The 20,141-nt window shown below is 35.3% G+C and carries 23 protein-coding genes and 1 pseudogene; 23 read left to right on the top strand and 1 reads right to left on the bottom strand.

The features are described 5' to 3' along the window. The 23 genes and pseudogenes from D8805_RS09130 to esaA all read left to right on the top strand — a co-directional run. A partial coding sequence (locus D8805_RS09130) for a DUF4176 domain-containing protein (RefSeq protein WP_125416949.1) occupies positions 1 to 277 on the top strand: 277 nt, incomplete at its 5' end. Next, the gene (locus D8805_RS09135; protein WP_125416951.1) at positions 267 to 1,982 is read left to right on the top strand and encodes a T7SS effector LXG polymorphic toxin; all 1,716 of its coding nucleotides are present in this window, start codon (positions 267 to 269) and stop codon (positions 1,980 to 1,982) included. The genes D8805_RS09130 and D8805_RS09135, both read left to right, overlap by 11 nt. After that, positions 1,979 to 2,707, top strand: coding sequence for a hypothetical protein (locus tag D8805_RS09140; protein WP_125416953.1), 729 nt, complete (start codon positions 1,979 to 1,981; stop codon positions 2,705 to 2,707). Before D8805_RS09135 ends, D8805_RS09140 begins: the two co-directional genes overlap by 4 nt. After that, the gene (locus D8805_RS09145; protein WP_038804217.1) at positions 2,700 to 3,128 is read left to right on the top strand and encodes a hypothetical protein; all 429 of its coding nucleotides are present in this window, start codon (positions 2,700 to 2,702) and stop codon (positions 3,126 to 3,128) included. The genes D8805_RS09140 and D8805_RS09145 overlap by 8 nt, the downstream gene beginning before the upstream one ends. Before the next feature lies 1 nt (position 3,129). Continuing rightward, complete coding sequence (locus D8805_RS09150; RefSeq protein ID WP_125416955.1) at positions 3,130 to 3,606, top strand: DUF5085 family protein; 477 nt, start codon at positions 3,130 to 3,132, stop codon at positions 3,604 to 3,606. Between the two features lie 191 nt (positions 3,607 to 3,797). After that, on the top strand, positions 3,798 to 4,376 hold the full coding sequence (locus D8805_RS09155) for a DUF4176 domain-containing protein (RefSeq protein WP_260469927.1): 579 nt from the start codon (positions 3,798 to 3,800) through the stop codon (positions 4,374 to 4,376). Beyond that, on the top strand, positions 4,366 to 5,886 hold the full coding sequence (locus tag D8805_RS10320; protein ID WP_260469928.1) for an LXG domain-containing protein: 1,521 nt from the start codon (positions 4,366 to 4,368) through the stop codon (positions 5,884 to 5,886). Before D8805_RS09155 ends, D8805_RS10320 begins: the two co-directional genes overlap by 11 nt. Position 5,887: 1 nt before the next feature. Then, positions 5,888 to 6,883 carry a hypothetical protein gene (locus tag D8805_RS09165; RefSeq protein ID WP_125416957.1) on the top strand — a complete coding sequence of 332 codons (996 nt, stop codon included), beginning with the start codon at positions 5,888 to 5,890 and terminating at the stop codon, positions 6,881 to 6,883. After that, the gene (locus D8805_RS09170; protein WP_125416959.1) at positions 6,880 to 7,869 is read left to right on the top strand and encodes a hypothetical protein; all 990 of its coding nucleotides are present in this window, start codon (positions 6,880 to 6,882) and stop codon (positions 7,867 to 7,869) included. The genes D8805_RS09165 and D8805_RS09170 overlap by 4 nt, the downstream gene beginning before the upstream one ends. Then, positions 7,866 to 8,837, top strand: coding sequence for a hypothetical protein (locus D8805_RS09175; protein WP_125416961.1), 972 nt, complete (start codon positions 7,866 to 7,868; stop codon positions 8,835 to 8,837). The genes D8805_RS09170 and D8805_RS09175 overlap by 4 nt, the downstream gene beginning before the upstream one ends. Next, positions 8,834 to 9,283, top strand: coding sequence for a hypothetical protein (locus tag D8805_RS09180; protein WP_125416963.1), 450 nt, complete (start codon positions 8,834 to 8,836; stop codon positions 9,281 to 9,283). Before D8805_RS09175 ends, D8805_RS09180 begins: the two co-directional genes overlap by 4 nt. Then, the gene (locus D8805_RS09185) at positions 9,283 to 9,738 is read left to right on the top strand and encodes a DUF5085 family protein (protein ID WP_125416965.1); all 456 of its coding nucleotides are present in this window, start codon (positions 9,283 to 9,285) and stop codon (positions 9,736 to 9,738) included. Before D8805_RS09180 ends, D8805_RS09185 begins: the two co-directional genes overlap by 1 nt. 44 nt (positions 9,739 to 9,782) lie before the next feature. Beyond that, positions 9,783 to 10,913 carry an LXG domain-containing protein gene (locus tag D8805_RS10325; RefSeq protein WP_260469933.1) on the top strand — a complete coding sequence of 377 codons (1,131 nt, stop codon included), beginning with the start codon at positions 9,783 to 9,785 and terminating at the stop codon, positions 10,911 to 10,913. Between the two features lie 3 nt (positions 10,914 to 10,916). Further along, positions 10,917 to 11,678, top strand: coding sequence for a hypothetical protein (locus D8805_RS09200; protein WP_125416967.1), 762 nt, complete (start codon positions 10,917 to 10,919; stop codon positions 11,676 to 11,678). Beyond that, positions 11,671 to 11,940, top strand: coding sequence for a DUF4176 domain-containing protein (locus D8805_RS09205; protein ID WP_001039458.1), 270 nt, complete (start codon positions 11,671 to 11,673; stop codon positions 11,938 to 11,940). The genes D8805_RS09200 and D8805_RS09205 overlap by 8 nt, the downstream gene beginning before the upstream one ends. Positions 11,941 to 12,045: 105 nt before the next feature. Further along, positions 12,046 to 12,246, top strand: a pseudogene (locus tag D8805_RS09210) (DUF4176 domain-containing protein); the annotation flags it as partial. 133 nt (positions 12,247 to 12,379) lie between these two features. After that, the gene (locus D8805_RS09215) at positions 12,380 to 13,465 is read left to right on the top strand and encodes a hypothetical protein (protein ID WP_260469930.1); all 1,086 of its coding nucleotides are present in this window, start codon (positions 12,380 to 12,382) and stop codon (positions 13,463 to 13,465) included. Continuing rightward, a complete protein-coding gene (locus D8805_RS09220) occupies positions 13,443 to 14,285 on the top strand; it encodes a hypothetical protein (RefSeq protein ID WP_125416970.1) in 843 nt (280 codons plus the stop codon). The genes D8805_RS09215 and D8805_RS09220 overlap by 23 nt, the downstream gene beginning before the upstream one ends. Continuing rightward, positions 14,285 to 14,596, top strand: coding sequence for a DUF4176 domain-containing protein (locus D8805_RS09225; RefSeq protein ID WP_125416972.1), 312 nt, complete (start codon positions 14,285 to 14,287; stop codon positions 14,594 to 14,596). The genes D8805_RS09220 and D8805_RS09225 overlap by 1 nt, the downstream gene beginning before the upstream one ends. Before the next feature lie 82 nt (positions 14,597 to 14,678). Continuing rightward, complete coding sequence (locus tag D8805_RS09230) at positions 14,679 to 15,815, top strand: hypothetical protein (RefSeq protein WP_125416974.1); 1,137 nt, start codon at positions 14,679 to 14,681, stop codon at positions 15,813 to 15,815. Positions 15,816 to 15,818: 3 nt separating this feature from the next. Next, a complete protein-coding gene (locus D8805_RS09235) occupies positions 15,819 to 16,625 on the top strand; it encodes a hypothetical protein (protein WP_260469932.1) in 807 nt (268 codons plus the stop codon). Beyond that, the gene (locus D8805_RS09240) at positions 16,625 to 16,936 is read left to right on the top strand and encodes a DUF4176 domain-containing protein (RefSeq protein WP_125416976.1); all 312 of its coding nucleotides are present in this window, start codon (positions 16,625 to 16,627) and stop codon (positions 16,934 to 16,936) included. Before D8805_RS09235 ends, D8805_RS09240 begins: the two co-directional genes overlap by 1 nt. Positions 16,937 to 17,131: 195 nt before the next feature. After that, on the top strand, positions 17,132 to 19,828 hold the full coding sequence (esaA, locus tag D8805_RS09245; RefSeq protein ID WP_125416978.1) for a type VII secretion protein EsaA: 2,697 nt from the start codon (positions 17,132 to 17,134) through the stop codon (positions 19,826 to 19,828). 43 nt (positions 19,829 to 19,871) lie between these two features. On the opposite strand, the gene D8805_RS09250 is transcribed toward esaA, so the two are convergent. Further along, a partial coding sequence (locus D8805_RS09250; RefSeq protein WP_142999746.1) for an IS3 family transposase occupies positions 19,872 to 20,141 on the bottom strand: 270 nt, incomplete at its 5' end.

Here is a 20,141-nt window from a genome sequence, read left to right on the forward strand (position 1 = left end):
AAGCGAGCAGATGGACTTTTTTGTAGTTCTTTCAGGTCGTCGAGTTGATTTGGCAAATGGCCATTATGTGGACTACATTGGTCATGGCTATCCATTTGGATTACGCTTTGACACTTCACCCTTGTTTTTAAGCAATCTCTTGATTAAGAGAGTAGTATCAGAAGGGTATTCGGATACCGCGGATGAACACTACTGCCAAGAAGCTCTGCGTAAGGACTATCTAGACGCAGGACTGATTTCCAGTGTTTACGCAGAGGAGGAAGTGAATGAAGATTGATGTATCCGAAGTTCGAGTTCAAAAAGAGTTGTTAGTTATTTCGGTAAATAGTATCAAGGAACAGCTATCTGTTTCGAGAAGTCGTCTATCAGAGGTCGTTTCAACCGATAGTCTTAAAGGGGCAGTGAAGGATGCCATTAACCAGAAGGTGACCAACTATCAGATACCACTGGTTGATAACTATGTCAATGCCCTAGATAGCATTGTCGGTCGTTATGATGGACTTGTGAAGCTCTTNCAAGACACNGTGTCAGAGACNGANAACAGTGCCATTATTAAGACAGAATACCTAGAACGCATCAAGCAACGGATGAAAGATCCGATCGAGGGATTAAAGAGCAGTTCCAGTAAGACACAAAATATCTATGCAGGGATAAGTGATATCCTAACGTTAACGAATCCTAGTTTGGATAGTGTAAATACAAGCTACAATCAAGCAGTCAAGAGTTTAGATGATACCATAAAGAACATGGAAGCTTTTAATAGTGTTCTTTTAAAGACGGATACTTTTGACCTTATCGATATGCAAAATAGTGAAATCGCTACACTATCAGGCTATGCCCCTCTTCCATATGGAGACCGCGTATCGAGAAATTATTATAATCGAACTCAGTTTAAAAATTCAGTTTCAGAGATACACACAGCTATCCATAGCAACTCCAAAGCTGTGAAGTACCAAAATGCTCTCGCAAAACAGCTTGCCGAGTCTAAGTATAGTGGGACGGTGGCCGAAAATGAGAACTTAATAGATTCATTATTTAATGTTTATAAAAATGTCACAAAGAGTGATTTATATAAAAATAGTAAGGACTATAAAAAACATTTAAAATCTATTTTGCCAGCTTTATATGCTGCTTATCGTTTTAAGAAAGATAGATTCGGAAATGTAATTGTTTACAAGGATACGACTTTATTTTGGAATAAATTAGATGAATTTTTGAAGCTTAATAAGAAACTTAATCAGAATAAATCCTATGCTATAGCTCTTTATAGTAATGGTAAGCCTACTAAAGCGTTTGAGTCTTTATTTGCGAAGCTTGGTAATACACGTTATAATGAGGGATTAAGGAATGTTCTAGCTACTTTTGATGAAAATACTAAGATGGTCCACAAAATCTTTAAAGTTGGAGGAAGTCTAGTAAAAACAACAAATAGTTTGTTAAAAGAAGAATTCATCAAAGAAGTGACTTTTAAAGGCGCTTTAAAAAATGTCTGGAAATCTAGTAAAGCTGGTGGAGGAAAAGGCTTAGTTGAGTCTGCTAAAGAAGGACTAAAAAATGTTAAATCAGCTACTAAGTTTGGTAAGTTTTTAAAAGGAGCTGCAGTTGTTGGTGTTGCTTTAGATGTGGTTGATACTTTCTCAAAAATCAGCGAAAATGAAAAAGAGGCCAAACGTCAAGGTCTAAGAGGAAATGAAGTTAAGGCAAGTGTGACAACAGGTTTTGTGATAGATGCGGCCAAGGCAGCGGGAACAACTGTTGCAGCAACAGGAGCAGCGAGCGCAGGAGCAGCATTTGCAGGGTTTGTAGCAGGTGCGGTAGGCATTGCTACAGCTCCTGCGTGGTTAACAGGAGCTGTGGCAATAGGAACAGCAGCTTTTGTTGGATGGGGTCTTAGCGAGCTGGATAAACGCTTTAAAATTACAGATAACCTTAAAAAAGGTGCCAATAGCCTGATCAAAGGCATGAGAGGATGGTTTAAATGATTATTGAAAGAATCAAAAAATATTTTGAGTTTCAAAGAAGTAGAATAAAGGGACCAGTTCCTCTTTGGGGGGTGTTAAATGGGATTTTTATTTTATATCCTATATCCTTTTTGGCGTTTTTTGCAGGAGGATTAGAGGTTCTCAACAATCCCTCTTTGTATCAAACATTGCTTATTACAGGGATTGTTGTTTGGGTTTTAAATCTAGTATTTTTACTAGATCTTAAGCGAGGGATTTTAACCAGTTTTGGAACCTATCTCATGTATTTGACTGGTCATGTTTATACCATTATTGGATTTAGTAGTTTGAGTGGGGACCATAACTTTATTGTTCTAAAGTTATCTCTCCCCCTTATCTACGCGCTTGTAATTATTATCGTCATGAGCTGTTTGGTTGACTTGGACTCTGAAGAAATTATCTCGGAGAAGGCTGGAAAAATTATGCTTAATTTTGTAGTAGGACCGATAATACTTTTATCTCTTTGCTTTATTTTTCTAGCTATCATTGGATATGATTTTTTAATGGGGTGGGGAGTATCCTTATTGTTAATGATTTTTGGCTCTGCTTTATATCAAACATGGTTTATAATTATCTATGCCTACCAACACCGTCATGATGTTGAGGAAGAGACTTCAATCAAGCATATAAAAGTAAACCCAGATATGATTTCAAACAGAGAATTTGACAGAGATAGATTTAGTAGAAAGGTAACTAAAGATGATTAAAGAAATACAGCTACATATGAGCCATTTGATGACAGACCAGGTCCAGATTCAAGCGGACGAACTATTGGAGTTATTTGTTCATACAGAACTCCTTCCCTATACTGATGGTATTTATAAAGATGGTCCGACCATTTTTGAAATGACTCCAACTCAATTTAACGAAGAAAAGCAAGATGTGGGAGTCTATATTCCAGTTATATCTGAAGCAGAGCCAACAAGTCAACTGGATTATCAGGCATCTCTAGATATAGAAGGAATTAGCAAGCGGGTTCTATTTGATGGTAGCTTGGATGAAACAATTGAGGAGATGAAAGCTTATATTCGTGATCATGGTTGGGAATTGCAAGATAAGTTATACCTAGTGTTGATACCTGTTTATGATGATTTGTTTGTGGATTTGATTATCCCAGTGGAGAAGTAAAATGGCAGAAATTACATATGGTATGAATCAATCCTTAATGATGAGTAATGTCTTGAGTGTGAACTATAATATTGTCGGTGATGAGATTGAAGTAGCCTTTCAAGACATGATTCAAACAGCTGTAGCGGCTGGATATACACCTAAAAGCAATCCATTTTACTCATGCCCCCATATCGGAGAATTGGAAGATGGAACTTACAACATCACAGTCTATCTTCCCGTTCATGAGTATTATCTAGGAAAAGAAGAGATAATGGAAGGGACAGCCTATAACAGTTATTTTTTGGTTCCTCGAATGGCAGGAGTAAGAGTTACTGGAGAGGAAGCTGTTGACTTTGATAAGGGGATATACGTGCTAACCAAATTATTGCTTGATAATGACTTAGAAGAATCTACACCCGTATTTTATATTTCAAGTAAGATAAATGATGTTTTATACACAGATATCATGGTAGGGATACGAGCTAAAAAAGATTAAAAGTTGGTAGAACCCAAAAAGAAGGAAGTCTCAAAAATCACCTATGACCACTTCATCGTAGAAGACTTCAAAAAATGACATACAAATCCTAGGATTCCATTCTAGGATTTTCTATATGGTGAGAAAATGTTATAATAAAGAATAAGTAGAATGGTCACTGATGTAATCTATCTGAAAAGGAGCCGGAAGTATTGACAGCGGTAGCGATGACCTTATCAGGACATCCAGATGTTTTTAGAGCGTGTTATATAGCTTTTATGAATGACGAGCCTAGTTATCATTATCATCCAATGATAGGGGCGCCGTTGGAGTTTTTCTATGAAAAAGAACTCGTGCGGATTCGGCGTCTCCAGGAAGAAGTCACCTTACCTCGTTCAGTTTTTATCCAGTATGCTTCCTATGTAGATCTCTGTTTAAGTCGTATCTATCCTTTAGGTAGTGTTGTCGAACTTGATCGTGAACTTCTTCCTAAGGACTTGGTTGAGTCATTTGAAAGCGAACAGATGGACTTTTTTGTAGTTCTTTCAGGTCGTCGAGTTGATTTGGCAAATGGCCATTATGTGGACTACATCGGTCATGGCTATCCATTTGGATTACGCTTTGACACTTCACCCTTGTTTTTAAGCAATCTCTTGATTAAGAGAGTAGTATCAGAAGGGTATTCGGATACCGTGGATGAACACTACTGCCAAGAAGCTCTGCGTAAGGACTATCTAGACGCAGGATTGATTTCCAGTGTTTACGCAGAGGAGGAAGTGAATGAAGATTGATGTATCCGAAGTTCGAGTTCAAAAAGAGTTGTTAGTTATTTCGGTAAATAGTATCAAGGAGCAGCTATCTGTTTCGAGAAGTCGTCTATCAGAGGTCGTTTCAACCGATAGCCTTAAAGGAGCAGTGAAGGATGCCATTAACCAGAAGGTGACCAACTATCAGATACCACTGGTTGATAACTATGTCAATGCCCTAGATAGCATTGTCAGTCGCTATGATGGACTTGTGAAGCTCTTTCAAGACACGGTGTCAGAGACTGACAACAGTGCCATTATTAAGACAGAATACCTAGAACGCATCAAGCAACGGATGAAAGATCCGATCGAGGGACTAAAGAGCAGTTCCAGTAAGACGAAAAATATCTATTCAGGGATAAGTGATATCCTAACGTTAACGAATCCTAGTTTGGATAGTGTAAATACAAGCTACAATCAAGCAGTCAAGAGTTTAGATGATACCATAAAGAACATGGAAGCTTTTAATAGTGTTCTTTTAAAGACAGATACTTTTGACCTTATAGATATGCAAAATAGTGAAATCGCTACACTATCAGGCTATGCCCCTCTTCCATATGGGGACCGCGTATCGAGAAATTATTATAATCGAACTCAGTTTAAAAATTCAGTTTCAGAGATACACACAGCTATCCATAGCAACTCCAAAGCTGTGAAGTACCAAAATGCTCTCGCAAAACAACTTGCCGAGTCTAAGTATAGTGGGAAGGTAGTCTCAGAACAGCAAAAAAAAATTTCTGTATCAAAAATTAGTGAAACTTTTGGTTTAACTCCTCCTGAAGCAAAAGATGTTTTAGATTATATTAAGTCAATGGGAGAAGCTATCATTACCTATCGAGGAGCAAATATTTTTCTTAATGGTATAAAAATAACAATGGATAGCCAAGGAAGAATGAGATGGGGCAATAAGTTTATTTTCAAATCTTCTACTAACAATTTATACAGGCATGGTCGCAATTTCCAAAATGCTTCAGGAATTGATCTAGAAAATTACCACTATTCAGGTAATTTGCAAGGTGTTGCTCGTATGAAAGAAATGGGTAAAGCAGGATGGAGCGGTTTCAAAGAGTCTGTTAATCCACTAAATGATTTTAAAGGGTGGAAAGAAGTAGGGAAAGTTGGTAAGGCATTTAAATTAGCTGGAGGAATTTTAACAGCTATAAATATCTATAATAATTTTAGGGAGAATGTGGATATGTCTGATGGTATCTCGGCCAAAGAAGCGCGGGACTTTACGATTGATTCAGCCGTTGATATTGGATCAGGTGCTGCAGCTGCTGGATTGGGTGCTGCCATTGGTTCGGCCTTCTTACCTCCGTTAGGAACAGTAATAGGAGCGGGTGCAGGAATTGCTATCAATTATGCTCTTAATCATGTTAAGTTACCATTTGTTGGTAAGAGTGTAGTTGATACGATAAAAGATTTTGGGAAGGGTATAGGAGATAGTATAGGAAATAGTATAGGTAATGTAGTAAGTTCTATGTTTGGAGGTTAATATGGGAAAAAATACAGTGAAAGAAGTTGAAGAATTAAATAAAGCATATTTTAAAAGCTTAGCGAATACTCGCGCATCTGCAAGTATGATGTTTATTTCGTTTACAGGAGCCTTCGCTTCGGCATTGTTTCTGCTTTTCCAATATTTTTATTTTGTTAAAGGCTACGGAATAAATCCTTTGGAAAATTACTTTTTTGATTTTGTTTTGATTTATGTTATTTATCTTGTCGTGGCAACCTTTATTCCGCTAGGAATGACATTTATTTATCGTAGACAGATTTTATCAACCATATTATTACTTTTATCTTATATAGGTATTTTTTTATCCTTGATACTTATATCTTATATTATTCTTGTTTATTCAGGGACTAATTTGCAAGAATATAACGAACGTTCATTATACACCATTCCTTTTTTGTTAATCTGTACAGTTGTTGGTTTTGTTTATCACTATTTTTGGCTAAAAAGAGAGTTAAAAAAAGGTTTTTCCACCAATAGAACAATGGGTAATTATTTTGCGAAATCTAGTGCCCACAATAATAATTCTCTTCTCATTATTTTTACAGTTTCCATGCTAGGCGGTGTTCTTTCTGGTAAGTTTGCGCTAGTTTTAGGAATTCTTACAGCGGTACTTTTTAGTTATGGCTTCTCCCAACTCATCACAGAAGTTGCCTATCTTTTATATCTAAAAACTCAAAGCAAGGAGTATTGGGAGGATGTACCTAAGAAAAAAGAGACTTTTCGAAATTTATTTAAGGATTTCAGTTTGAAGAAAGCAAAGATTAGAATTTTCCTTGAGATTTTGTTTTGTTCAATATTCCTAGGTATTATGTATAATATAGGCTATTTTAGTCCTAGTTCATACACCCCCCTTTGGCTTATTTGGTTTGGGAGAATATTTATAATTTTGATAGGATTGGATATTTTGGGGAGCTTTATTCTATCTATGATGAAAAGATTAAAAACTGGATTCAAAAAAGGAAAGAAAAAACAGTGAAAGAAATTGATGAATTAAATAAAGCATATTTTAAAAGTTTAGCGAATACTCGCGCATCTGCAAGTATGCTGGTTATTTCATGGACAGGAGTATTTATATTAGCACTAGAAATTTTCGCTTTTTATTACTATTTTGACACAGTCGCTATAATAAATCCATTTATGAATTGGTTCTTTGATTTACTCTTGATTTCTTGTTTCTACCTTATTATTGCATTTTTCATTCCATTAGTTGGTTTCTTTGTATATAAGAAGCAAATTTTGTCAACAATTTTTCTGCTACTAGTCTATATGGTCATATACTTTTCTCTGCAGTTGATGATGCTTTTACTTATAGTGACTTCTATTTCAACGAAGGAATTCACTATAGGATTCTTTCTATATTCTCCAATTTTTATTCCATTTTTAGTTATTTGTACAATTTTAAGTTTTATTTATCAGTATTTTTGGCTAAAAAGAGAGTTAAAAAAAGGTTTTTCTATCAATAGAACAATGGGTAATTATTTTGCAAAATCCAGTGCTTATAGTAAGAACTCTCTCCTTATTATTTTTATAGTTTCTATGCTAGGCGGTCTTCTTTCAGGTAAATTGATACTTATTTTTGGAATTCTTGGAGCTCTTCTTTTCAGCTATGCATTTTCTCAATTGATTACAGAAGTTGCCTACCTTTTATACCTAAAAATTCAGAGCAAGGAGTATTGGGAAGATGTGCCTACGAAAAAAGAGACTTTTCGAGATTTATTTAAGGGTTTCAGTTTAAAGAAAGCAAAAATTCGTATCCCACTTGAGATGGTAGCTTTTGCAATATTATTAGGGATTATTAATTATAGTGGTTATTCAGATGAGAGCATTAAGCGACCTATTTGGCTGGTCTGGAGTGTCAAATTGTTCATCTATGCAATAGGACTGGATATTTTGGGGAGCTTTATTCTATCTATGATGAAAAGATTAAAAACTGGATTCAAAAAAGGAAAGAAAAAACAGTGAAAGAAGTGGAAGAATTAAATAAAGCATATTTTAAAAGCTTAGCGAATACTCGCGCATCTGCAAGTATGATATTGATTTCATTTACAGGAGCAGTCATCTTTGGAGTAGAGCTATACCTAATTGATTTTGGTCTGCAAAAGTCATCGAACATATTTTTTAATTTTATTTTATTATATTCGGTCTATCTTATAGTGGCAACTGTGATTCCACTAGGGATGAGTTTTATTTATCGTAAACAAATTTTATCAACTATTTTATTACTATTATCGTATATAGGAATTTTCTTATCGTTAATGCTAACGTGTTATATTTTGTTTACAGTCAATAATAATGGCTTTCAAGAGTTTAATGAATCGTCAATACCAGTCATTTTGTTTTTAGTATTCTCTACAGTTTGTGGCTTTATTTATCAATATTTTTGGTTGATGCGACAACTGAAAATCGGTTTTTCTGCAAGTCGAACGGTGAGAAATTACTTTGCCAAATCTAGTGCCTACAGTCAAGAATCTATTCTCATTATTTTTATGTTAGTATTGTTAACTAGTGCTTTTTTAGGGAAGTTTGCTATGGTTTTAGGTATTACAAGTACACTCCTTTACTGTTATGCTTTCCCCCAATTGATTATTGAAGTAGCCTATCTTTTATATCTTAAAACTCAAAGCAAGGAATATTGGGAAACAGAACCGGACGGAGAGGTCAGTTTTAGAAATTTATTCAGAAATTTATTTAAAGAATTTAGTCTGAAGAAAGCTAAAATTCGCATTCCTCTTGAAATATTTTTTCTTCTTTTTATTATTTACATTGATGGGGAAATTGCCTCCGTCAATGCATTCATTAATCAAACACGTTGGATGCTTTGGCTTATCAGAATATTTATCATCTCAGTAGGGCTGGATATTTTGGGAAGTTTTATTCTTCATGTCATAAAAAAAGTAAATACTAGATTCAAAAAAGGAAAGAAAAAATGAATTTTAAAAAAAGAGAATTAAGCCTTACAAATTTAATTGGTTTTAGATTGGAATTAAATCCCCAAGCTACTTTCTTTGAGCGTTTAATCTCAGATTCTAAGGGGTTTAAACTCCAGATGATACAAAACGGATTTTATGCAGATGGTCCAATATTTTACAGTTACAATCCAATGAAAACTGTTCAAGATGTTCTTGTATTTACAACAGTTGGGAATAAACTTAAGATAAAGGGAGAAAATACTTCGGGTATTTTCTTTCAGGAATCATTAAATTTTACAACCGATTTTTATTATCGCCATTATAATCAAGAAGAGCCAATCCCATATGAAGAAATCGAAAAAGAAATTTCAAAGTTAGGATTTAAATTAGTAAATATTATTCATGTCGTATTGGATCTTTATGGAGATCATGTAATTGACATGTATTGTGAGGTTGAAAAAGATTGATGAAACTACCAGAAAGTGTTGTCAAAGTTAATAAAATTGCGTTTCAAAATGTGGTTAGACAGAGACTATCATTTCATTACAGTGAGATGGAAGAGCATTTGGAACAGTTTATAAAAGGTATTGTAGAAGCGGGCTATCAATTAAAAGGCCCGTTCTTTTACAGTTTGAATAACGTTCCGTTAAATGAAGTAATAGAAATTGAGTTATTTATGCCTATATCCAACGATTTATTTAGTTTAAAAGGTTATAATTTTTCAACTTATTTTGAAATTAGCAATTTACTAAAAACGATTATTAAAGGAGACCTTAAGACTTTGACAGAAATAGAATATGCAAAATTAATAATAGCACTGGAAGAAAATGAATTGGAGATGGTAACCCCTTTTTATCACGTGGTTCCCAAAAACGGCTTAGAATATTTAGAATTATTGGTAGGCTATTCCAAAAATATTTAGGAATGTAACTGAAGGTTGATAACTATGTCAATGCCCTAGATAGCATTGTCAGTCGCTATGATGGACTTGTGAAGCTCTTTCAAGACACGGTGTCAGAGACCGACAACAGTGCCATTATTAAGACAGAATACCTAGAACGCATCAAGCAACGGATGAAAGATCCGATCGAGGGACTAAAGAGCAGTTCCAGTAAGACGAAAAATATCTATGCAGGGATAAGTGATATCCTAACGTTAACGAATCCAAGCTTGGATAGTGTGAATACGAGCTATAATCAAGCAGTCAAGAGTTTAGATGATACCATAAAGAATATGGAAACTTTTAATCAACTTGTTGGAGATAGTAGCTTTACAGATTTGATAAATGTTCAAAATAAGCAATTAAAGTTTCTCGCCCTTCATTCAAGTACTCCATTTACCGAATACGCGGCAAGAACTTATTATCGTAGTACAAGTTTTAAAAACGATGTTGCAGAATATACTAAGGCCGTGCATAGTGGAAGAAAGAAAGTCGAGTTACAGAATGATTTAGCCAAACGATTAGCTGAGTCTAAGTATAGCGGAGAAAAAGTTAAGAAGCTTCCACCGGGAGTTGTGGTTGATGATGATTTTTCTGATTTAGATATGGGATTTGAAGCTTATGCTGGGAAAACTACTGCAGGTGATACGAATTTAGGCGGAGAAGTTTCGGTACTTAAGGCAGATGTTTCTGCTGGTGTAATCAAATCATTAGCTTCTGCTAAAGAAGGTAAGAAAGATGTCTCAAAAAATAAAAAAAATTCTCAAAAATATGGCATTGGAGCTAAAGCTAAAGCTAAAATTACTGGCGCTGAGGCGGAAGGGCATGCTCGCTGGGGAGATGATAGTAACGATATCCATGCAAAACTTTCTGGCTCTGCATATACAGCTTCGGCAGATGCAAGCGGAGAAATTGGTTTTTTTACTAATAGGGAAGGAAAACTAAAGGGAGGAGTCCAATTAGAGACGGGAGCTGATGCTTATATTGTAGAAGGAGAAGCTAAAGCTGGATTTAAAATATTTGGTCTTACGATTGATGTAAGTGCTTCTGCCGGAGTGGGTGTTTCTGCTAGGGCAAAAGTGGGAGTAACAACTGAAAAAGCAGAGGCAAAAATGAAACCAGGACCATTTGGCTGGGGCTTATCAATAGGGTGGTAAAACATGGAAATACAATTACAATTACGGGGAAACTCAGAGGGATTAATTTTTCAGTCAAAACTACCTGATGAAGAACATTGGACTGAAAGGATTGAAATCGTTCAAGAAGAGGCAGGATACCGTCTATATGCAACAGATTTAGAAATTCTTGTCTTGAAAGAATCAGAATTCATTTCTCCAAAGAAAAGAATAGTCGCTAGAGGGTTAAATAAGGATTTGATTTATTCTGAAGAAGAAAGATTTGGTCACTTATGGGAACAAGCATACTGGCATGGAGTTTTTCAATCCAATTTAAATAACTATGAAATGACGTGTGTAAGTTCAGGTAGTAAAGGAGATATTCTACCTGTCACAAAAGATGGCATTCCGATTGCCGTTTATGCTGCAAGTAATATTGCCATTGCTGGAAAGAGAAATTTTTCTCTCTATACTGAAAATATTGACGAAATTGATAATTTACTGATGTTGTTTGTAGTTGATTATATTAGGGGATATGACTTTTTAGATATTGATTCTTTATCTGCAAGATATCGTTTCTTTTATCAATTCACTGATCGCTCATCTATAACGCAGGAACATTCAGATATGCTTCCAGAGGCTAGAAGACCTTCCAAGATAGAGGCGTCTATTATTTATTTTTTATCAGCCTTCCTTGTTATAGGTGTAAGCTTGGTATCATTACGACCTTTATTCTTATTTTTAGTAGTACTACTGATACATTTTATTTATAATATAATAAAGAATTGGAGAAATAGAGATGAATAAAAATTGGTTGCCACTGGGAACAACTGTTTTATTAAAGAATGGGACTCAACCTATTATGATTGTCGGGCGTTATCAACAGAATAGTGAAGGGAAAGTTTTTGATTATTCTGGGGTCCTAAATCCTCAAGGGTTTGAAGATTCTCAGTCAATGTATTTGTTTGATGCTGAGAAAATTGATCAGGTGTTATTTAAAGCTCACGTAACAGAGTTTGAGAAAGAGTTTATCACAAGATTAGAAGAGTTCATTTCTAGCGATAAATAGGTCTGGTTTTTATTAACAGCTTGTGAAAACTTTCGTTACTAAAAAAATAAATAATGAAGGAGTAGTATGAGGTTGTTTTGATAAACTGAAAAGGACGGCAAGCAAGGTTTTTTTGATTTTGGAGCGGTCAGTCTTCCACTAGGGCTTATTAATCAAAACATTATCTTCTTTAACAAAGAGGATATTGATGAAGTGCTCTTCTTTGGTTACATTGATCGTCGATTTCAAGACTTTTTGAGTCGTTATGATGAGGAAGTCTCAAAAATCACCTATGAGCACTTTAGTGTAGATGATTTCAAAAAATGACATACAAATCCTAGGATTCTATTCTAGGATTTTCTATATGGTGAGAAAATGTTATAATGAAGATTAGGTAGACTGGTCACTGATATAACCTGCCCATCCAGGCCTGACAATAGCTTACTCTGCAATTGGAGGTATGGTTGGCATCAGCAATCCTTCTACAGCAGATATCAAAAGCCATAAGGAAGAAGCCCTGCAATCTCTTCGTACAACTGAAAGTCGGATGGAATCATTTAATAGTGAACTGTTGGGGAGCGGTGTGACCACTACCCTCTCCACAATTGCAAGTGGTTTGAGTCGGTCTCGCAAAGCTGTTGGCATGACAGACCCTTATCATAATGTGGAAGCCCTTGCAATTTTTAAGGACACGAAGTTACGGGATCAACAGATTGAGAATTCTAAAACTCTGCACGAAGAACTAATCCGTTATATTCGACATTATAATCCAGAAACGGCCTTTGACTTGAGCCAGATGAGTGAACAGGATCTCCAGACTTTGGGTAGAACGATCTCTCTTGCTTCCCATGGGAATGGCGGTAAGAAACCTCAGGAGCTGATTGATTTCTTGAAAGGGAATGAAGTTACGTTTGAGAAGGAGATAACAGTATATGACGATGGTCAGCACTATCTCAAGAGTAAAATCCAGATAAAAGGTCACTTCAAAGGGGAAAGTGCCATCACTTTTAACACTAAATATAAAGATGGTAAGTTAAGTCAAGAAGGAGAGTATAGCGTAGGGGGACTGAGTACAGATTTCCTAGATGAAAAGCCCAATTATAAGACGAAGATAGGGCTGAAGGACTATTCTATAACGGGTGAGTTCAGTCTAGCAGACAAGATTAGTTCAAGCTATAGCAAACTTGCGCCCAACCTTTCCATTGGCTTTGGCTACAAGAATCGCTCTCTTGAGGTTGGTACCAAGTCAGAAGATGGCTACCGCGTCACCTATGTTAAAGAACATAACCAGGTCAAACAAGACTACGCAACAGTTAAAACGACCACTGAAACAGGGGTGAGAAGTGTGGATCATGGAGAACAGATATTAAAAGCGGGGAAAGTAGTAGTTGCTACAGTTTTTGTTATGGGTGCTTTAATTTATGGTGTTACAGTTAGTGCATCTACATTTGGATTTGGAGCCTCGATAGCGGCTCCAGTAATAGCGAGCGCCTTTTTATATTTAAGTTCTACAATGGAGGATAATGATGAAAGAAATATTAAATAACTATTCGTTGAAAATATCTGGATTTGAAATTCCAAAATTATATAATTTGACAAAAATAGTATACATTTGCTTATTTCCTATAGTTTGTCTAGCATTTATAGGCATGGTTGTTGAATTATTTAAAGGTGGGGAAATGAATTTTATGAAATTCATTACTTATACGGTAGTATGTTTTGGGTTTGAGACACTGCTTTCATTAAATAATAAACTGGTTAAATTAGCTGTAGATAATATCTTTTTGACGGATATTAATTTCGACAAGCACATAAGTTATTATCGTTATGTGGCTGAACACTCAGTCAAGTCTCAACAACTGTTTAATAATGCAAATTGTTTACTAGCTATTGCCCAAGCGTCATATTACCAAGGAAAGTTTGAAGAAACACTTGATAATTTGGAACGAATAAATTTTGAGGATAAAAATTTTAATAAGAAATTTGAGATCCAATTATCCATAGCTTACTTTAAGATTCTGTCTCTAATCCATGCTGATAAAACAGAAGAAATTTCGAACCAAATCGATATGTTAGCTACATTAAAAGTTCGAACAAATTCTCAGGTTACTAGGCAGACGAATGCAATAAACATAATACAAGCTATAGAGGATCTTGTTTTAAATAAAATATCAAACGACTACTTCGACACTGCCGAACCAGAAAATAAGTTAGCTCGAATCATGTTTTCTTATTATGGAGCTCTCAATGCCCAATTAAAAGGAGATGAAGCTCGTGCTAGCAGTTTGTTTGAAAGCATCGCCCATGAAAATCCAGAACTCTTTTATGTTCAGGAAGCTCAGAAATATTTAGAAGGAGAAAACTGATGTCAGAACGTACTGCTTTACCGATTGGAAGTGTTGTTCGAGTGAGAGAAGGTGTGGAGCCTGTCATGATTGTTAATCATTGTCCAGTTACTGAAAAGGACGGCAAGCAAGGTTATTTTGACTTTGGAGCTGTCAGTCTTCCACTAGGGCTTATGAATCAAAACATTATCTTCTTTAACAAAGAGGATATTGATGAAGTGCTCTTCTTTGGTTACATTGATCGTCGATTTCAAGACTTTTTGAGTCGTTATGATGAGGAAGTCTCAAAAATCACCTATGAGCACTTTAGTGTAGATGATTTCAAAAAATGACATACAAATCCTAGGATTCTATTCTAGGATTTTCTATATGATGAGAAAATGTTATAATGAAGATTAAGTAGAATGGTCACTAATGAAATTTGCCCATCCAGACCTGACAATAGCTTACTCTGCAATTGGGGGTATGGTTGGCATCAGCAATCCTTCTTCCGCAGATATCAAAAGCCATAAGGAAGAAGCCCTGCAATCTCTTCGTACAACTGAAAGTCGGATGGAATCATTTAATGGTGAACTGTTGGGGAGCGGTGTAACCACTACCCTCTCCACGATTGCAAGTGGTTTGAGTCGGTCTCGCAAAGCTGTTAGCATGACAGACCCTTATCATAATGTGGAAGCCCTTGCGATTTTTCAGGACACGAAGTTACGGGATCAACAGATTGAGAATTCTAAAACTCTGCACGAAGAACTAATCCGTTATATTCGACATTATAATCCAGAAACAGCCTTTGACTTGAGCCAGATGAGTGAGCAGGAACTACAGACCTTGGGTAGAACGATCTCTCTTGCTTCCCATGGGAATGGCGGTAAGAAACCTCAGGAACTGATTGATTTCTTGAAAGGGAATGAAGTTACGTTTGAGAAGGAGATAACAGTATATGATGATGGTCAACACTACCTTAAGAGCAAAATCCAGATAAAAGGTCACTTCAAAGGGGAAAGTGCCATCACTTTTAACACTAAATATAAAGATGGTAAGTTAAGTCAAGAAGGAGAGTATAGCGTAGGGGGACTGAGTACAGATTTCCTAGATGAAAATCCCAATTATAAGACGAAGATAGGGCTAAAGGACTATTCTATAACGGGTGAGTTCAGTCTAGCAGACAAGATTAGTTCAAGCTATAGCAAACTTGCGCCCAACCTTTCCATTGGCTTTGGCTATAAGAATCGCTCTCTTGAGGTTGGTACCAAGTCAGAAGATGGCTACCGCGTCACCTATGTGAAGGAACATAATCAGGTCAAACAAGACTACGCAACAGTTAAAACGACCACTGAAACAGGGGTGAGAAGTGTGGATCATCTCCAAAGGACATTTGACTATGTCGCAGAGCATCCGGTCGCAGCTGTATTTTCTGTAGCAGCTGTAGTTTTTGGCGTGGTTGCTGCCCCTGTTATTGGAACTGCGTTAGGTGCTTTTGGAACTCTAAAATTACTAGGAGGGTTAACTAGCATACTTATTGGAATATCTATTTTTAATAATAAAGGGGAGTAATATATGAAACTAGTAAAAAGGATAGTCAGTTCAGCGACGGAGGATATCTTACTTAAAATAGAGACTATTAGTCAGCTTAGTTCAGTCTTAGGAATATCTTTGGGAGTGCTGGCAGTGATTCTAGAATCTAAAGGTAATGAAAAATTATGGTCGTTAATATTTATATCAATGATGTTGGGATTCCTTATTCTTGTTTTATATCTACGAGTTGTATCCAATAAGGTAATCTATTTAATGTTACACGATTCTATAGATTTAGAGGTATATGAAGCTATGTTTAAGGTTGAAGCTGAAAAATCTATTAAGCCCTATAGAGCAACGTACCAAGAAAATTTCCATTTTGTTAAGGGACAAGTGACTTATTTGAAAGGAGATTTTCAAGCTGCGAAAGAAAATTTTGAAAAAATTAATTTAAAAAAAGTTTGGAAGAGATTTAGTACAGACATATTCCTAAGATTAACTTATGGTCAATTGTTGGTTTCCATTCATCTTCAAGATGCACAAGATATTGCTTTCTTTGAGGAACAATTGTCCAAGGCACCAGATTCGAAAGGTGGTAAGGCTAAACTCGTTGCTCAAGCCCAAGCCATAAAAGATATTGTGTTCAATAAAGAAGTGAACGACTACTTCGACACCACTGAACCAGAAAGTAATCTAGCTCGAATCATGTTTTCTTATTACGGAGCTCTCAATGCTCAATTAAAAGGAGATGAAGAACGTGCCCGTAGTTTGTTTGAAAGCATCGCCCATGAAAATCCAGAACTCTTTTATGTTCAGGAAGCGCAGAGATATTTAGAAGGAGAAAACTGATGTCAGAACGTACGGCTTTACCGATTGGAAGTGTTGTTCGAGTGAGAGAAGGTGTGGAGCCTGTCATGATTATTAATCATTGTCCAGTTACTGAAAAGGACGGCAAGCAAGGTTATTTTAACTTTGGAGCTGTCAGTCTTCCACTAGGGCTTATGAATCAAAACATTATCTTCTTTAACAAAGAGGATATAGATGAAGTTCTATTCTTTGGCTACATCGATCGTAGATTTCAAGACTTTTTGAGTCGTTATGATGAGGAAGTTTCAAAAATCACCTATGACCACTTCACCATAGAAGACTTCAAAAAATGACATACAAATCCTAGAATTTCATTCTAGGATTTTCTATATGGTGAAAAAATGAAACACCTAAAATTTAGTATATAGGTTGGTGCATAAGCAAGTTACGAATTGGTAAGTTTTATTAATAGAATAAAGATTATAAGCCCTCCTTGCTTGACTCTAGTATTCGTGGTATAATAAAAGGATAAATGAGAGAGGTTAGCTATGAAAAAAATAATTATAGGTAGTAGTGTTTTTGTAACTTTGTTGGTTGGTTCAGGAGCAACATTTATTTATTTAAAGAATCAAGAGATTTCTGTAACAAATAAGGTTAACGATCGTAAATTGAATATTGCTCTGGTAAATGAAGATGCTGGAGGCGTATTAAATGGCAACGCCTATAATCTAGGAAATGATTTCACAAATTTATTATCAAAAGAGAATACAAATCAATGGACTGTCATGACTCGTAATGTTGCTGAAAATCGATTTGAAAATGGGTCGGTTGATGTAATTGTTTATATCGAACAACAGTTTTCAGAAAAAATAGCTCAACTGGAAAGTTTTAATCCTGATAGAGCAAAGATAACATATAAAACGAAATCAAATTTAGATCCAGTTAAATCTAAGAATGTTGAGTTACGAGTAGGCGAGTACCTTAATACTATTAACCAAAATGTTATAAAAATGTATTTTTCGAGTGTTATCAACAACCTAGATGATGCTAAAAGAAATGTTGATAATATTGTAAATGAACAATCTGGCACGCATACAAAAATTTCTCAATATATCTATGGCCCGTCAAACGAAGCAAGTCAGTCTATGTTAAGCACTTTGGACTTGGCTTCAAATCTACAGAAAATGAATTCGTCTTATGAAGATTCTCAAAAGGCTTTTTCTGATTCTGTTGTTAGTCTTTTAAATAATACAGGGATAGGCTTAGACAAACAACTTACGGAAGTTAAAACTTATTTTGATTTTCAAAAGGGTATATTTGAGAAGAATGTCTTAACAACCAATAACACATTGAAAGAACAGCATGAAGAAAATTCTAAAATTATAGATGGTTTAAATGATTCGATGCTTAAATCATTGTATCAATTTGGAAATAGTACAGCTGAGGAAAAATCTGAACAAGCTAAACTAGAAGATTTAGTAGTTGATTATCATAAGGTTATCGTTGATTATCAAGGTAAAATAAAAGATAGAAAATCCGAATTTGGACATCTCAAGACAGAATTAGAAGCAGAGAAAAAGAAAATATCACTCTTTTACTTTGGTAAAGAAGATGTTGATTTAAAATCGGACCTTACTTCGGATGCTAAAGCAACACTTGTAGATCAGATTAATAAAAGTTTGATTACTGAAAATCATTTGCCTGAAACTTATCAAACTTTAATTCGTTCAAATCTAACAGATATTAGTATTGAACCAACTGATTACCAAACTTTATTTAGTAAATTGGAGAAACTCAATGTTCTAACAGCTGATCAAGTTAAAGAATATAATGAAAAAATAGATTTACTTAAGAATTATACTAAATTTGATAAGAAGGCTACTTCTATAAGTGGATTACCTGTTTTTGAATTTTTATCGATTGAAAATGATAAGCTCGATAAAGTAACAGAAACGATGGAATTGACAGTTAAATTACCCCAATCTGAGTCTAAAACTGTCGAGGCATCTGTGACAAAACCATCAAGTAGTTCGCCTGAATCATCAACGGTAGTTGAGGCTAGCGGAGTTTCTACTAGTTCTGAAGGGACAAAATATTTATCTCCTAAAGCTAAAGTTTATGTTACAGGAGATGCTACCTTAGTTGGAGGAGAGCAAACTATAACAGATGATAAGCTTTATACTATGACGGTTGAATATACTTTAGAACCACATTATGGGAAAAATGAAATTTCATTTGAAGTACACATTGGTGAAACTACAATTCCTATCAAGAAAACTATTTATCGTAGTGATAAAGAAGAGTCAGATGTTTTAGTGAAAAAAGATTTAAAACATATTTTTGATAAATTAAGCAAAATTGATCGTACAACTGGTATGATTCAAGCAATTTATGGAAGTCCAAGTAGTTCCTCTATTAATTTTTCTGCCTTATCACCAGATTCTGTTTACCATATGTACGGCAACATCAGTCGTGATGATATAGCAACTCAGTTGTCAGAAGATCAAGTTACTAAATTTAAAGAATCAGGTATAGCTTTGTTGGAACAAATTCAAAATTCTTTGGAGTCATTAGAAAAATCAAGCGAGGCATTGCCTGAATTGGCTGAAGCTGAGTTACCGAATGATTATTTCAAAAATCAAATTACAAACTTAGCTGATTGGTATAACAGTTCGATTAAGACCTTATCAACTGAGTACGATAAGTGGAAAGAAACGAAAGCGAAACAATTGGAAGTGACGGAGACAGCTTCAGATGCTAATAGTGGAATATTAATAAATGATAGTGAATCATCAAAACGCTTATATAGTTCAATTGAATCATTAGTGTCTACTACCTCTACTGGTTCAAAAGAAACTAGTCAAAATCACGAAGCAGTTGGGACTATGAAGGATCAATTTACTCAATTTGTTGGTCAAGTTCAGACTATTAAAGATAATGTTGATAAGACTATTTCAACTACGAATGATCTGATATCTAATGAAGCAGAAGTTATTCAAGGGAATAGAGACTACGCAGAGTCCTTTAAAACTGTTATGAAGAATATTCGTGATGGTGGAACGACCAATCAAAATGTGATGAATTTTTTATCTAATCCAATTGAAACTAAAAAAGAAACATATGAAGCGCCAATTTCAGTGGATAATAACAGAGTATGGGTTATTTTAGCGATTATTTTATCAGCAATTTCATCAGCAGGAATCACATATTGGTTGACAAAAGAAAAAGGCAAATCATGTAGATAATAACTCTCAAAATGTACTGACCCCAAAAAGTTAGACAAATAATTTAAGCGAAGGATTTAGTTCGGTATTGCATAGGGCTAAGTCCTTTTAGTTTGACCTTAATTCGTTTGTTGTTGTAGTAATCAATATAGTCCACAATAGCTTGTTCCAATTGCTTAAGCGACTGAAACGCCTTCTCATAACCATAAAACATTTCCGATTTCAAAATGCCAAAGAAAGATTCCATCATACCGTTGTCTGGGCTGTTACCTTTACGTGACATAGATGTTTGGATTCCCTTACTCTCTAAAAACCTGTGATAAGAATCGTGTTG

The sequence above is a fragment of the Streptococcus oralis subsp. dentisani genome (assembly GCF_003944205.1).
GTDB lineage: Bacteria > Bacillota > Bacilli > Lactobacillales > Streptococcaceae > Streptococcus > Streptococcus oralis_BH.